12 protein-coding genes are annotated in these 15,132 nt (G+C 48.4%); 8 read left to right on the top strand and 4 right to left on the bottom strand.

Annotated features, from left to right (window positions below; genetic code table 11):
* Positions 1 to 9: 9 nt before the first annotated feature.
* The gene (locus tag SG35_RS19395) at positions 10 to 813 is read left to right on the top strand and encodes a DUF3750 domain-containing protein (protein WP_053043392.1); all 804 of its coding nucleotides are present in this window, start codon (positions 10 to 12) and stop codon (positions 811 to 813) included.
* A gap of 108 nt (positions 814 to 921) precedes the next feature.
* Positions 922 to 1,440, top strand: a complete 519-nt coding sequence (locus tag SG35_RS19390) for a sugar O-acetyltransferase (RefSeq protein WP_044835555.1) — start codon at positions 922 to 924, stop codon at positions 1,438 to 1,440.
* Between the two features lie 72 nt (positions 1,441 to 1,512).
* On the opposite strand, the gene SG35_RS19385 is transcribed toward SG35_RS19390, so the two are convergent.
* Complete coding sequence (locus tag SG35_RS19385) at positions 1,513 to 3,198, bottom strand: di-heme oxidoredictase family protein (RefSeq protein WP_044835556.1); 1,686 nt, start codon at positions 3,196 to 3,198, stop codon at positions 1,513 to 1,515.
* Positions 3,199 to 3,498: 300 nt separating this feature from the next.
* On the opposite strand from SG35_RS19385, the gene SG35_RS19380 reads away from it, so the two are divergent.
* A complete protein-coding gene (locus tag SG35_RS19380) occupies positions 3,499 to 3,978 on the top strand; it encodes an aminoacyl-tRNA deacylase (RefSeq protein ID WP_044835557.1) in 480 nt (159 codons plus the stop codon).
* Between the two features lie 372 nt (positions 3,979 to 4,350).
* Here the strand turns inward: SG35_RS19380 and SG35_RS19375 are convergent, their stop codons facing one another.
* Positions 4,351 to 5,181 (bottom strand): LysR family transcriptional regulator, encoded by an 831-nt coding sequence (locus tag SG35_RS19375; protein ID WP_044835559.1) that lies wholly within the window; start codon positions 5,179 to 5,181, stop codon positions 4,351 to 4,353.
* 127 nt (positions 5,182 to 5,308) lie between these two features.
* On the opposite strand from SG35_RS19375, the gene SG35_RS19370 reads away from it, so the two are divergent.
* The 4 genes from SG35_RS19370 to SG35_RS19355 all read left to right on the top strand — a co-directional run bounded on the left by SG35_RS19370 (position 5,309) and on the right by SG35_RS19355 (position 9,086).
* Complete coding sequence (locus SG35_RS19370; RefSeq protein ID WP_044835560.1) at positions 5,309 to 5,584, top strand: hypothetical protein; 276 nt, start codon at positions 5,309 to 5,311, stop codon at positions 5,582 to 5,584.
* 1 nt (position 5,585) lies between these two features.
* Positions 5,586 to 5,927 (top strand): DUF413 domain-containing protein, encoded by a 342-nt coding sequence (maoP, locus tag SG35_RS19365; protein ID WP_053043393.1) that lies wholly within the window; start codon positions 5,586 to 5,588, stop codon positions 5,925 to 5,927.
* Between the two features lie 137 nt (positions 5,928 to 6,064).
* The gene (gshB, locus tag SG35_RS19360) at positions 6,065 to 7,111 is read left to right on the top strand and encodes a glutathione synthase (RefSeq protein ID WP_044835561.1); all 1,047 of its coding nucleotides are present in this window, start codon (positions 6,065 to 6,067) and stop codon (positions 7,109 to 7,111) included.
* Positions 7,095 to 9,086, top strand: a complete 1,992-nt coding sequence (locus SG35_RS19355; RefSeq protein ID WP_044835562.1) for a flavohemoglobin expression-modulating QEGLA motif protein — start codon at positions 7,095 to 7,097, stop codon at positions 9,084 to 9,086. The genes gshB and SG35_RS19355 overlap by 17 nt, the downstream gene beginning before the upstream one ends.
* A gap of 181 nt (positions 9,087 to 9,267) precedes the next feature.
* Here SG35_RS19355 and SG35_RS19350 read toward each other — a convergent pair whose 3' ends face one another.
* Together SG35_RS19350 and SG35_RS19345 are read right to left on the bottom strand one after the other, a co-directional pair.
* On the bottom strand, positions 9,268 to 10,944 hold the full coding sequence (locus SG35_RS19350; protein ID WP_053043394.1) for a cytochrome-c peroxidase: 1,677 nt from the start codon (positions 10,942 to 10,944) through the stop codon (positions 9,268 to 9,270).
* 448 nt (positions 10,945 to 11,392) lie between these two features.
* Entirely contained in the window at positions 11,393 to 13,771 is a 2,379-nt protein-coding gene (locus SG35_RS19345; protein WP_044835563.1) for a sensor domain-containing phosphodiesterase, read from the bottom strand.
* Between the two features lie 541 nt (positions 13,772 to 14,312).
* Between SG35_RS19345 and SG35_RS19340 the strand changes: the two genes are divergently transcribed.
* The gene (locus SG35_RS19340; protein ID WP_044835564.1) at positions 14,313 to 15,128 is read left to right on the top strand and encodes an SPOR domain-containing protein; all 816 of its coding nucleotides are present in this window, start codon (positions 14,313 to 14,315) and stop codon (positions 15,126 to 15,128) included.
* Positions 15,129 to 15,132: the final 4 nt, after the last annotated feature.

Here is a 15,132-nt window from a genome sequence, read left to right as displayed (position 1 = left end):
GAAGTTCATTTGAAAAAGTTATTCAGAATAATACTTGCCAGTATTGCCGTGATTTTATTTACTGGCTTTTTAAGCAGTTGCAGCAGCAATAAAGCACAAACCCGGGGCTTGTTTGCGCCCAAACCTGCCGAGTACACCGGAGCGGTGATCCAGGTTTACGCGGCGCGCACCTGGGGGGCAAAACAGGCGGTTTCGGTGCATACCTGGATCAGCACCAAGCGCAGCGGCGAGCAACACTATACCAGTTATGAAATTATCGGCTGGCGTTTAAGGCGCAATAATTCCGCGTTAGTGGTGCGCCAGAGCCTGCCGGACAGGGACTGGTGGGGACACCAGCCGCAATTGTTACTCGATTACCGGGCACCAGATGCCGACCAGCTGATTGACAAGATAGCAGCGGCGGTGGCCGATTATCCCTATAAAAACGAATACCAGGCTTATCCCGGCCCCAACAGCAATACCTTTACCGCCAGCATTGCCCGCGCCGTACCTGAGCTGGGCTTGGACTTGCCGTCAACGGCAATCGGAAAAGATTATTCGCCGATAACCCGGTTGGTCGGTCCTTCTCCGAGCGGCAGTGGCTACCAGTTTTCTCTGCTGGGGATGTTGGCAGTGACGGTCGGTGTCGAAGAAGGCTTGGAATTAAACCTGCTCGGGCTCAATTTTGAGTTTGATATTTTTGATCTGGCCATTGAATTACCGGGCATAGGGCGTATCGGCGTTGACCAGGTTAGCCGTGATAGCCTTGAGCAAGACAATCACACCTTAGCGGCCCAAAAAGCAAAAAACTCAGCCACAGAGACTGGCGAGTAACCTTATACAGCAGAAACAACCAAAGCAAGAGAAAACAGTCCCTTGCTCTTGCTTCATCACCGTCATATATCTTAGTATGCCGCCAGATATCCTAATGGTGGCGCTTTTATGAAAACACGTTTTGACAGTTTAACCCCCCAGTTGATTCAGCAGCGTCAGCAGGTGCATGAAATCTGCCGCCAGTTTGGCCGTAGTCCAAGCAAAGGCAATTTAAAACGCCTTAAGCAGCTGCTTAAAACCTGTGGCGAGCAGGTGGTCATTGAGTCGGGGTTTTATTGTGATTACGGCGACCGGATCAGCTTAGGGCACAGGGTCTTTATCAATATCAATTGCACAATTTTAGATGGCGGGCAAGTGAGTTTAGGAGATGACTGCCTGATTGGTCCCAATGTCCAGCTGCTGGCGGTAAGCCATGACAGCGATCCGGCCCTGAGGCTGGAAAAACATAATTACGCTCAGGATATTTGTATTGGCAACAATGTCTGGCTCGGCGCCGGGGTGATCATTATCGGCGGCGTGAAAGTGGGCGATAATGCCGTCATTGGCGCCGGCAGTGTGGTTACTAAAGATGTGGAAGCCGGTTACATGTATGCCGGAAATCCGGCAAGAAAAATCAAAAAATTGTAATGGGTAATGGCAGGGAGCCCGGCTTGCTCTCCCTGCCTTCTGCTATTGCTTTTAACGCTAACGGCAAATAAGCTACAAGCCGATATTCGGATTCGCCGGGCTCTTTAAAGCCCCTAAAAACTTCAGTAAATGACTCTGCTCTACGGCGCTTAATCCGGCAAAGTTTGCCTTGGCCGTGGCCCCTTCGCCGTCGTGGTATAAGATGGCATCGCGCAGCGTCAACGCCCGGCTGTCGTGCATATAAGGGCCGCTGTCGGAAACTCCCCACAGCCTGGCGGTGGTAAAGCGGCTGTTGCCGTTGGCTTCTGCCAGCCCCGGGCCCATGTCATGAATTTTTAAGTCGGAAAATAAATCCACCCGGACCCCCGAGCCAAAACCTGCCAGGGGAAAGCCATGGTTTTGCAGGTTCAATACCCGGTAGATATTTTGCAGCGGATCCGAGTCGACCTGGGGGAAGCTAAAGGGCAGAAAACGGTTGCGGGTGGTGAGGCTGGGAATATGGCAATCGGCACAGCCGATAGCGCTAAAGGTTTCTTTACCGGCGCTGGCCTCGTCGCTTAACGGGCTGGCGATCTCCGGCGGTTCTATCCCTTCTAAAAACAAGGACATGGCGCTGAGTTCGCCGACAAATAATTCATTGGTAACGCCATCGCCGTCGGGGTCGGTAAAATAACTGACTTCTTCCACCGGCTGCATACCCATATGGAATTTGGTGGCTTCGATATCGAAGGCGCGGGTGGTGGTAAAGGAGCCCTTGCGGCTAAAGGGTCTGACGATCAGCACTTCGGTGAGATCCTGTAAAGTGGCCCCGGGATCCGGGCTGTCGAGGTTATTGGTCAGGCCTTCAATATTTTGCCCGTTGCAGCTGCCGGGACCGGTACAGGTAATAGTGCCGAAGTTAATGCCGTGGGAGTTCAGGGCAACAATATTGCCCGGGTTGGCTTCGGCCGTTGCCAGCAGGTTTTGCAAATCCAGGGTGATTTCTTTGGCGAGCAGGGCGATGCCGCCGGCCCCGAAGATGCCGGGGGGATTGATCGCCCGGGCACTTTCGTTGAGTTCAAAGGGGGCTTCTACCACGCCGCTGCTATCAGGGTCTGTACCGTCATATTGCGTCATCATAGGGAAAGGACTGGCCGATGACGGACCCGAGCCGCCCACGGCAAAGGTTGCCGGGATCACCCGGTTGGATTTGATGCTGTGGCACTCCAGGCAAGCCTGGGCATCCAGACCATGCAAACGCAAAAACGGCGTTTGCCCGTTTTGCAGTACCGGACGGTTGCCCAGCAAAGTTCTGTCCAGGCCCGGGTCGACAGGGCCGTCGCCGTAGCCGTCGCACAAGGTCATAGGGCTGGCAAAGAGTCTTAATCCCGCCCGGCGGATAACATTGGTACTGGAAAAGATGGCTTCAAACTGCAGCACCCTGTCCTGCAACACGCAATTATCAAGGGGCACAGGTGTGCTTGAGGGCGCCTGGCTGATCTTGGCCGTTCTCGGCTGCGGCGGCGGGTTGCCTTCTAAATCAACGCTACCCGGGTCCTGCCCTTCGAACAGAGCCTTGTCTACCTCGGAATAATCATCCGGAGGCACGGGATTTTCCAGGTGCCTGAACTGGTCAAATTCGGCGGGTAATTCATTCACCGGGTCATCAACACCCAGTTCGTTGTTGGCACTGACGCCATGGCTGCTTAAGGTCAGGAGTGCGGCTAAACTGGAAGAAAAGAATACGGATGATGCAACAGCTTTTGTTAATAGCGGCATATTGAAATTCCTTTTTTAAAGAGTCAATCCCTACTGCAAAGTACGCGGAAATTACAGAAGTAAAAAGTATAGAAGAACAGCGTAATTGCGCGAATGCCTGAGAGTCTAATTACGGTTTTTTATCGTGGAAAACAGGGCAGTTTATTGTTTAGAAAAGTATTTTTTACCGTAAAAAAAGTGTGATTATTTGCAGGGGAAAAGACATGCACGGACAAGGCGATAAACGGATTCTTCCTATGATGGTAAATGCCGGGTAGCCTTCTATAATAAAGGTGAGCCATAATATGTGTGGAGGCTAATATGACTATTTCTACTCGGCTTGATACCTATTTGACGGAGCACAATATTTCCTATCAAACCGTTCCTCATTATCACAGTAACAGTTCAATCGGCAGTGCGGTGGCAGCGCAGATCCCACTGAACCAGATTGCAAAAGCTGTTGTATTAGTCGACCATGAGGGGCGCAAAATGATGGCAGTGTTGCCGGCTAACAATAAGGTCAGTTTATCGGCCTTAAATGATGAACTGCGCGGCAGCTATCAACTGGTGAAGGAAAGCGATATCTATCAGATGTTCAGCGATTGCGACCATGGTGCGGTACCGCCAATCGGTGATGCTTATAATATGCCTGTGGTGTGCGATCAGCAGTTAGACTCCTTGGATCAGGTCTATATTGAAGCGGGCGATCATCAGACCCTGTTGCGCCTGGATCATGATGCTTTTGAGCAAATGATGAGCAAAGGCAAACATATCCGTTTTAGCAGGGAAGTGATCCACTAAGCTTTTTCGGGCTGTTAATTAATAAAAAGCGATGGCAATGCCATTGCTTTTTTATACACGAATGTATTTATCCTACGGCGCCAGGAAGGCAAAGAGCAAGGGGATTCACGGAGTATTTCAGCTTGCCCTGCAGCCAAAGAGGGCTGCAGGCATAAGTGAGGGACTTACACCCGGTAAGCAGGGCGCGATGGCGGCTGTCACTTCATCATTTCTTAGCGCAGCTAAATGTTTACTTGGCGCGGGGGAGGTGTCGCAGGTGTTGGAGCTATCTTGCCAACAAAGGCTTTATTGCCCCATATTGGCTCATGAACAAAAGTTAACCGAAAACCATCTTCTCCAACTGGCTTTAGCAGGGCTTGGCCCGGTGGCGGATTACTGAATCTTAGACAGTAAGCTTTTAAATTGGTCGATCAATTGGCCGTTGCTGTTATTTTTTCTATAGACCATAAAAATGGGACGCTTGATTTGCAAAGGGGTCTCAATACGATATAAGTCCTGTGCCCTGACCAGGTCGGTAACAAGTTCTGAAGGAAGATAGGCAAATCCCCCCTTAGAAAGGATGACTTCTAACGCTATCATGGCGGTAGAGGTTTTAAAGCTGGGAATAACTTTATGGTGCAGGGCATGTTCTTTTTGAAAGGTTATGCCCCAGTCAATTAAAATATAATCTTCTACCCCGGCGTCGAATGCCGGTCTGCTGCCGACCAGGGATAAATCGAAGTGCCCTATCAGATCATTGACAAAGTCATCATCTTTGATGGGGTCTGTCAACAGCCCGATATCCAGGCTTCTGTCGTCTAATTTTCTTTGGATGGCCTCGCGCACCGAGATTTCTGTGCCTAAGGTTAAATTTTCGAACAAGGCGATGGCATCAAGGATTCTTGAGCTAAAAAAGGCATCCCAGACATTGGGAGTGGCGGCAATATGGACAGCGCTTTTTTGCTCGCTGGCAATCGACAGCGAGATTTTTGACTGCTCCATTTGGCTCACCATTAAGTGGGCGTGGGGCAAGAGCGCATCACCGGCGGGGGTCAACCTTAAATTATTCTTCTCTCTGATGAAGAGCTGCATGCCATAAAACTCTTCCAGTTGTTTAATACGGGCACTCACCGCGGCCTGAGTAATGTACAGGGTTTCTGCCGCCCGTGAGAAGTGCTTATATTCAGCAACAGCGATAAATGTTTTAAAAACACGAATATCCATTGATTCAATCCTATTTTTGTCAGACGGCTAATGTAAATAAATCTTATCGTGGCGACAAATATATTTTGTTTTTCAAAGCAAAATAAATCTCATACATTCATCTGGATGAACAATTAAAGGAGCATTTATGAAATCTCTCGCATATGCCTTGGTAACCGTTTGCTTTAGCGGCGGACTACTGGCCCAAGAGCCGGTTACACAAAGCACGCTTTCCCAACCCGACATCGATACGGTTGTCAATATCCATAACTTTTGTGTTGAACAGCATTCTGAGCATGAAGAGCCGAATAGAGAAAAGTATCTTTTTAACTGTGTGAATGCCGATTTGCAGGCCTCTGCCTATCGATTGTTCACCTCTGTTGACGAGTTAAAGTTATTTATCAAATCAGAGAGAGATGAGTGAAATGAAGACCTCAATCCGTAAAGGCAGCTCGCCTTTTTATGGCGACCAAAGCTTTTCCCATGGCATTTCCCGCAGTGGTTATTTTAATAAACGGGAGTCTGACGAATTGATGTTATACGGAAAAACCTTTGCCGGGCTTTCTCAAGGGACACTGACACCTGAAAATGATGAAGAAATCAGGTTTGTCGGTGATATGCAAACCAGTGACGAAAGCTCCCTGTATCCGGTGAGATTATGGAAGAAATATCTCGATGCTGTTGAAAAAAGCCGGGTGCGTCATGGGTTTTCCAAAAGTCAGGGCCGGACACCTGAAAATACCGACGGCTTCGGATCTTTTATCTAGTGCCGGAGCTGATGTGGCATAAATAATTTTTATCCTAACGATAAATATTATTGAGCTGCTAAGATCATAAGTTTTCAGTATGCTCCGCAAAAAATTTCTCTACCTGATTTAGGGTATAACCTGTAAAGGCCGAGCCAATGAAAATTTGTTTTATTATGTATCCTTGGGACCGTGTTGAAGCGGAAACAGACTCTACATTGCGGTTAATTCATGAATGCGTTAAGCGCGGCCATACGGTCGCCTTATCCACCGTGAATAATTTAACTATCCGTGATAGCGTTGCCAGCGCCTTTTGCGATGTGTTCACCAAGCAAACCAAGTGTTCGGATAATATTCCCAGTTTCTATAAACATGCCAAATTCAAGCGGGCGCAGTTACCTTTAGCCGGCTTTGATGCCATTATCATGCGGGCAAATCCGCCGCTGGATGCCCTGGCATTAAATTTTCTGGATTCGGTGCGCGGCGATACCTTTATCATGAATGATTTGGATGGCTTGCGGGTGGCAAATAATAAAGTTTATACCGCTTCATTTCAGGATACCGAAAGTGAGTTTATTCCTGCCACCCATGTTTCGAAAAACCGGGATTACCTGGAGCGTATTTTTGAAGAGTCACAAAGCAACCGTATGATATTAAAACCCCTGGATGGTTTTGGCGGCCGCGGTGTCATCGTACTTGAAAAAAGCGCGCGGCAAAGTTTTCGATCACTGCTGGACTTTTATATCGGCGGCGATGAAACCGGCAAGGGCAGCAATTATGTGATCTTGCAAGATTATGTCCATGGCGCTGAAGAAGGGGATGTCAGGATCCTGATGCTCAACGGCGAACCTATCGGGGCAATGAAGCGGGTGCCGGCGTCGAATGATGTACGCGCAAATGTGCATGCCGGGGGCATAGTGGTTAAACATAAACTGACCGCGCAAGAGAAAAAGCTTTGTAAATATATCGGCCCTAAGCTGGTCAGAGACGGGTTATATTTTACCGGCATCGATGTCATTGGCGGCAAATTAATTGAAGTGAATGTGTTAAGTCCGGGAGGCATAGTGCGTATCAATAAATTGAACCGCACTAAATTGCAATCTCAGGTGATTGATTTTGTGGAAAGTGTTGTCCACGCGAAAGAATTGGTTATGAGCAGAAAAAATGAATTCAGACAGGTGATAGAAGATGCTAACGCTGTCTGAACAAGAATGTATCACCCGGATCAATAAAGGGGAATGTTTTCATGCTGAAGTGGATGGCGGCGCCTTTATTGTCAAAATAGATGAATACACGCCCATTATCTGCGCAGCTATTCATAATGGTCACCGGCTGAGAAATGATCTGCAAAAAGCTTTCCTGCTGACCCGGGAAGAGCGTTTTTATGAAGAAGATCCCTATACCGATGAGTTGATCTCTTCGTTCCCGATCCAGCTTATCGGCAACGACTCCCGGTTCGAGTATGATCTGAACCGGGCAAAAACCTTATCGACTTATTTTAAAACCGCCTGGAATAAGCAGGTGTGGGAGAAACCCCTGAGTCAGAAGCAACGTGCGAAAAGTCATAGCAAACATCAGGCGTTTTACAATGTCCTGGAAGCGATTGTTAACGTCATAGAGAAACAGTTCAGCAATGCGATTGTCTTTGATATCCATTCCTATAACTACAGGCGCATAGAGAAAGCCACCCCCACTTTTAACATCGGCTCGGGCCAAATCGACGTTGAGCGCTGGGGAAATGTGGTAAACCGTTTTGAAAAGCAACTGAATAAGATTGAATTGCCTAACCTGGAGGTGCGGGCGGCCAGCGACGAAGTTTTTCATGGCCGGGGTTACTTGATCACCCATATCAATGCCCGTTTTGATAATACTTTGGTGATCCCCACGGAAGTCAAAAAAGTCTTTATGGATGAGGTAACTGGTGAAGTCTACCCCTTGGTGTTGGAAGAGCTTAAAGCGGGTTTTAAAAATGCTATCAGTGAAACGGCGGCATTTTTTGTCCGCCGCTACGGGAAAAAGAAAAGAACGCAAAAGGCCGATATTTTATCTTCTAATATCAGCCCCGAGGTTTTGGCCTTAGATAAGCAATTTTTTGCTCTTTGTAAAAATATTGAAACCTTAAACTTTATCAACCCGATCAATTTAGCGGCGCAACGAAATAAGTTCTTAAAGAAAAACAGTTATATTGCCCCGAGCTTTAATTACAAGCAGCTTAATATCAATCCCTATAAATTCAGGGAAGATTTATACAAGTTGCCGGTCGATGAGGTCAATGATGCCGATATCCAGCAGCTGTATCGCCATGTTATCGACAACCTGGCGAGTAAAATCGATTTGCTCACCACCATAGGCACGGAAGATTTTATTTATAACTCGTTAAAATATTACGGCGAACCCGGTCATACCGATATTGCCAACGCCAGGTTTATTCTGCATTTAAAGGATATTGAATCAGAGCAGCAGGAAAAAGTGCTCGGGGCTGATGACGCGGTTGTTTTTTTCAGAGCTCGGGCGCAGGCATGGGGATTAAACTGTAAAGTAGAAAAGTCGGGAAAAATCGTAGCGAAAGCCATGGTGAATAATGAAAAAGCCCTGCTCTTGATCAACAAGGAAGCGGTTTTTACCGAGAAAGAGTTACAGGCGTTTGCATACCATGAGCTGGGTATTCATATGCTGACTACGATCAATGCCAGGCGGCATCCGTTAAAGATTTTTGGCTTAGGGTTAACCGGCAATACCCATACCCAGGAAGGCCTGGCCCTCTACAGCGAGTACTGCTCCGGCAGTTTGACCATTAAGCGGTTAAAAACCATCGCCTTAAGGGTGATCGCGGTGCAATATATGCTGGAGCATGGCGATTTTGTCAAAACTTATCATAGTCTGATGAATGAATTTGCCCTTGATAAACTTTCCGCTTTCACTTTGACCACCCGGGTATATCGGGGGGGAGGATTTACCAAGGATTACCTGTATTTGAAAGGTTTTCGCGATGTACTGAGTCTTGCCAAAACCGGGGCTATTGATAATTTACTTGTCGGTAAAACAGGTTTGTTGGACTTTACTGTCATATCTGAGATTGTCGAGCGTGGCATGATCAGCAAACCTGAGCCTTTATTCGATTTAGCTTATGCTTCCTCCGGCGATCCGGTACTGGATTTTATTGTCAATTCCATCCAATAAAGCTGTCATGGCCTGAGGCCGCCCCTGAGGATGGGAGCTCAGGGGCAGCCGGTGCCTGACAGCGATTGATCTGGCTTTTCTTTGTGCCGGACAAATGATAGGGCTTTATATCATCGCTTTAACGGTTCAGCTCAAACCGAGGATAAAGCCGCCAGATAAGCGACTTACCTCGATCAGCAGGCTAAAGCACATTATTATCCCTGTCGTGGGCGATGACCGGGCTGTCGTCCGGGAACTCGGCTTGGTTGGTTTCATCCACTATCCACGGAGCCAGGCAAGTACGGTCTTCGACACAAGGGTCGGTCAGGGCATTGAGGAAGGCCACCACCTGGGCAACCACCTCATCGGATAAGTTTGGCGAGCCGCGCAGCGGGCCGCTCGCTGCTACCTCATCATTTCTCGCCGCTTCCAAATGTTCAACCGCGGCGATGGAATTGGTATAGGCATCCGGGTACAGGCTTTCGCAGGTTTGGTTGTTTTTCTGCATCAAATCGGCAATCTGCGGCAGCTGACAAAAGGGGGCCTCACCGCCGGCAAAGGCTTCATTGCCCTGGGCGGCAAACAGGGTGTCGATAGACTCGCGCGGGTTGCCGTAATGAGCGACAACTTCTTCCAGGGTCTGGAAAGCACCGGTATGGCCATAAGGACTGGTAACGGCGATGTTAAGCAGTGTCGGCGGTCTGAAATGCATTCTGTCTTCAACGTCGCCGGTAACATTTTCCCGGCCAAAATCATGAGGGGTGTCTGTGGTGCTGGCATTGCCTTTACCCGGTCCGAATTGCGGGAAAGCCACCAGGCGGTGTCCGCCGCCGGAGAAGGTATCATTGCGGTGACAGCCGGCACAGCCTGCGCCGCCGTCACGTCTTGAGCGGAAAAATACCAGGGCGCCGGCTTTTTGCTGGTCGGTCAGGGCATCGCTGTCGCCGTTTAGGTAGGCCTGCCACGGGTTATTGACAAACACCATAGAGCGCTCATATTCCCCTAAGGCATCGGCGATGCGGTCAAAGGTGACCTCGTTGTCGCCATAGGCCTGGGAAAATAATGCCGGCCAGTTGCTGACATAGTCGCCGTCGCTGTTGTCAAATCTTGTGGTCAGCAGGGCTCTTAACGCCTGGTTGTCGTCCTCTGCGGCAAACTCGCCGCGCATTTCTTCTGCCGAGGTAACCGGGAATCTTGCCTGCGCCGCGGCTAAGGTTGTGCCTGCGGGTAAGTTAGGATCTGCCAGGCGGTTACCGTCTTCATCAAGCGGGGAGTCCGGGGTCACTATGCCCTGGTTGCGGCGGCGTTCTACCCGGCTGTCCCAGAACATGCGGCGGTTGTTTAAGCCTAAGTTAAAGACGGTCGGGGCATTACGGGGTACGGCGGGCAGGTTATTGGCATCAAGATCGTTAAACCGGCCCAGGCCCAATAGATCATGGCTGCTGATGTCGAGTTCATTAACGGCATCAACCCCGACAGATAAAGAGAGGTTGTCGCCGCCCCCTAAAGTGGGGTGATGGCAGGAAACGCAGGCGGAGCTGTTTTCACCGCCGAGGTTCTTGGCAAAGAATAACTGTTTGCCTAACTGGGCTCTTTCGTCTGTGATGTCCGGCAGGTCCAGATCATCAACATCTATCGGGGAGAGATCACGCTCGGCGATCAGTGCCTGCAGGTTTTCTTCAGCGTTGACTAAATTGGCATCGGCATCGATAGCACCTCTGCCGCCACGGCCCTGGCCGTTACCGCGTCCCTGACCATCACCACGGCCTTGACCGTCACCGTTTCTGGCCTGGCCGTCATTGGCGGGCGCTCCTCTTTGGCCATCCGCGCCGGGTCCGCCGCGCGGCGGGGCTTCCTGTGCCTGGGATGGGAGTATCATCAAACTACTTAGCACTAGCATGCTTATACAAACGGCTTTATTCATTGTAATTACCTCTGACATCTATCTATTGTGTTTAACAGAAAACAAACAGGCTAAATAATGAAACGGGGGCTGATGACTATGTAATGGCGTGTTATTTATGCTTCGGTCTTTTAAGGAGACTCTTGTTGTACACGCCGGGTCACTTTTCGTTATTTAGGTCTTCCTTTACCCTAGAACGCATAAGTTGTGCTTAGGTTGACACCGAATGTAAAGAAAAGTAAAGAAAAGTCAAAAAAGGTCAGGATTGTAACCGGGGAGAATAGGCAGAGCATATCTTTAGTTGTTGATATTATTGCTTTTTAAACCTGTCCTGATATCTGAGGGGATTACATTTTTAATTTACAAAAAACTTAAAAAAGGGATGAAAGGCAGGAGCCATTGTCCTTAATCGGAGTAAAATAGCTCAGACTTTATATCTGGTATTTGAGCGCAGCAAGGTTTCAAATTGCTCAACCGTTAACGGTTTTGCCAGCCAGTATCCCTGGCCATACTGACAGCCCATGTCTTTTAATAACTGCATTTGTTCTGTGCTTTCTATGCCTTCGGCAATGACCTTAATGCCGAGTTTTTTGGCCATCACCACCATGGCTTCGCAGATGATCAGATCATCACTGCCCTGCGACATTTTCTGGATAAAGCTTTTATCGATTTTTAAATAGTCGATATGGAATTTCTTCAGGTAAGACAGCGAAGAATAGCCGGTGCCGAAATCGTCGATGGAAATTTCCATACCCGAGTCTCGCAGCTGGGCCAAACGTTGATTGACCTGATCATAGTCATTCATTAACAGGTTTTCGGTAATTTCCAAGGTGAGTGCATCGGCATCAAGCTGGTAGTTTGCCAGCCAGGCAAGCCAGTCAGACGGGCTGTCGGTGTTGTTTCGATATTGTAGCGGGGAAGTATTAATGCTGATTTGAAAATTCTCAGCATACTGCTTACGCCACTTGGCCACCTGCAAGCAGGCCTGCTCAAATACCCAGTTACCAATGTCAATGATGAGCCCGGATTCTTCCGCCAAGGGGATAAAATCTGCCGGGCTTATCATACCGCGGCTCGGGTGGTGCCAGCGTAGCAAGGCTTCGGCCTTATATATTTTTTGACTGGCGATTTCAAAAATAGGCTGATAAAGCAGGTGTAATTCCCGGTTGTCGATTGCCTTTCTTAAGTCGTTGATCAAGGTGAGGCGGTTTTGTATCGAGGCGCGCATACCCGAGGTAAAGTAATGAAAACAGCCACGTCCGGAAGATTTGGCGCCATACATGGCCTGATCGGCATTTTTTAGCAGGTCATCAAGATCTGCGGCGTCATCGGGAAAGATGGCGATGCCAAGGCTGGCGGAAACATAAACCAGCTCTTGTTGCAGTTGAAACGGTTGCGACAGGGAGGAAAGAATTTTACCGGCAATGTCCTCAATCAGTGCTTCATTCTTGAGCTCGGGTATTAAGATCAAAAACTCATCGCCGCCGAGACGGGCAACGGTATCGCTTTCCCGGGTACAGTTAAGGAGGCGCTTGGCACATTCTATCAGTAATTCATCGCCGATATTATGGCCGAGGGAGTCATTAACCGCTTTAAAATGATCTAAGTCCAGGCAGATTAACGCCAGTTTCTGTTGGTTTCGCCGGCTGTTTTTCAGTGCGGTTTTTAGCAGTTCGCGCATCAGGTTGCGATTGGTCAAGCCGGTGAGGCCGTCAAAATTTGCCTGCTGCCAGATCAGCTTGTTGGCCTGGGCTCTTTCTATGGAAATGCTAGCTAATGCCGCCGATTGTTCAATCAGGTGAAAATCCCTGGCAGAGGGAGCTGACTTTTCTTTATGGTATATCGCAAAGGTGCCGAGCACTTTGCCTTCGGGGTCGATAATGGGCTCAGACCAGCAGCTGCCCAGTTGTGCCCTGGCGGCAAGTTCGGTATAAGAGGTCCAAAGAGGATGGCTGGCAATATCTTCCACTACCACTCTTTTCCCGGTATAGGCACTGGTGCCGCAGGAGCCGACATTCTCGCCTATGATCAGGCCATCCACCGCTTGGTTATAAAAGTCGGGCATGCTCGGGGCTGCCTTCAGGGTGAGTTTAGTGCCGGTGTCGTCCATTAATAAAATGCTGCACATCATGTCGGGATATTCCAGCTCTACTCCGGTTACTATCGCGGTCAGTATTTCTGTCAACGGCTCTGAGCGGGCGATTAATTCCAGTACCTGGTTGCGCAGCCGGTTGAGTTGTTCATTGTGCCGTAACTGGCTGACGGCCTGGTGCAACTGTTTTCTTGACTGGATGAGTTTTGCCGTGACCTGGCTTAAGTCGGCGGCATTGACCTCAGACTCCGCCACTTTTGCCAGTTCGGTTAAGATACTGATTTGCCCCGGTGTTAAGGTTCTTGGCTGGTGATCTAAAATGCTCAAGGTGCCGATATTAAAGCCCTGGCTGTCTTTGATGGCGATACCGGCATAGAAACGCAAATGAGGTTCCTCTGTTACCCAAGGTTTATTGGCTGAGCGGGAGTCAAGTAAGGTATCTTCAACGACTAATACTTCATCGGTTAAAATGGTATAACCACAAAGACTTTGTGCCCGGGAAGTTTCCGTTAAATAAAATCCGGGGGATGATTTAAACCACAGGCGTTTGGCATCAACCAAGCTCACCATGGCAAAGGGCACATCAAAGACCTGCATGGCAATGCGGGTAATACGGTCAAAACGTTCTTCGGGCGGGGTATCTAAAATATTCAGCGCCTGCAATGCCAGCAGTCTTTGAGTTTCATTTTTAAATAATGTTAAGTCAGGCAAGACTACATCCTTTCACTACGGCGCCAGCATCAATAATCTTTCCTTTACCTTTGTTAACGGCTAAGGGATCCGGTTATTTGCACACAAGATATATACCTTGAAAATTAAAATTTACTATCAAAGTCATTTTGTTACCAGAGAAATCTGTAAAACCTGCTGTTTTGTGCGTTTATCGAACAAAAAAATAGCAAGCATTAAAGTGAAGTGAATCAAAAGGCTAAGCAAGTCATTATCATTTTTAGCCCGCTGCCATGGTGTCATGGCTAGTCATTGCCGTTGGGTTATCGTATAGTGGTTAAGTCTTAAACAGCTTGGAATTCGCCTATACGTAAATAATCCGGCCTGATTTTCAGTACAGGTTATTGATTAGGTTAGTAAAGATAAAGTTTTTAGAAGAATAAGCACTTTTAATGGAGAAAATAGCTTGTTGTTTTGAAGTTAACTCCATGGTTTATGGAAATGATTGACGTAAAGGTTTGACGAATAATCTGGCGTGAAACTTGAATAGTCAAAGTAAAGAATCAATCAAAAGTGCTGTATTATGAACTTACATCGATTACTTACTTCAATTTGTCTTATTGTGCTGCTCAGCGGCTGTGCCACCCTGGATGTGCTGATGGTGAGTGCCACAGGGATCAGTTACCTGGTCAGTGGTAAATCCATTTCCGATAATATTGTCTCTGCTGTGATTGATGAAGATTGTGCTGCCCATAGGTTATTGTTAAATAAAGATGTTTGCGTACCCACCAATCAACCTGCCGATATCTTGGCTCATGATGGAGAAACCCGGATAGCTGCGAATACCTTGCCTGAACAGTCCCGGAAAGAAGTTGTCATTGCAGAACAACCTGAGGTTTATCAATCAGGCAGCAACACAGTCATTGCCCGGGCGCTGGATCGCAGTGAACAATTCAAGCAATTATTGCCTGTTGCAGATACCAGGGGGAATAGGGAGCAAGCCCAGGAAGCTACAACCCGACAAGTTTTGCCGCAAGAAGTCAGCGTAGCCAGTGAAATCGCCAAAAATATGACACCCGTGCATAGCTCAGCCGAGCACAATCATTATATTGAAAACCCGCAAACCTTTGTCGTGATCGGCAGCTTTAATGAACTGACTTTTGCCCGGGAGCGGCAAATATCCCACCTGGCGTTAAATGCCGAAGTGGTCAGCAATTTACATAATGACAAGACCAGGTTCCGTGTCGTGGTCGGCCCTTATAATGAGCTGGACTCCGAGCAGTCGCTAACGCAATTGCCTGAGTTGGAAAAATTCTCTCCCTGGCGCATTAATTTGTGTGCCAGCTCTATGGCGCCGCCGCCGTGTGAAAGTTCGGTTGTTGCCCGGGTGGAATTTTAACTGC

Origin of the sequence: Thalassomonas actiniarum (assembly GCF_000948975.2) — a bacterium.
Taxonomy (GTDB): Bacteria; Pseudomonadota; Gammaproteobacteria; order Enterobacterales; family Alteromonadaceae; genus Thalassomonas; species Thalassomonas actiniarum.
The sequence above is the reverse complement of the archived record's forward strand: the minus strand, read 5'-3'. Positions and strand labels throughout refer to the sequence as shown.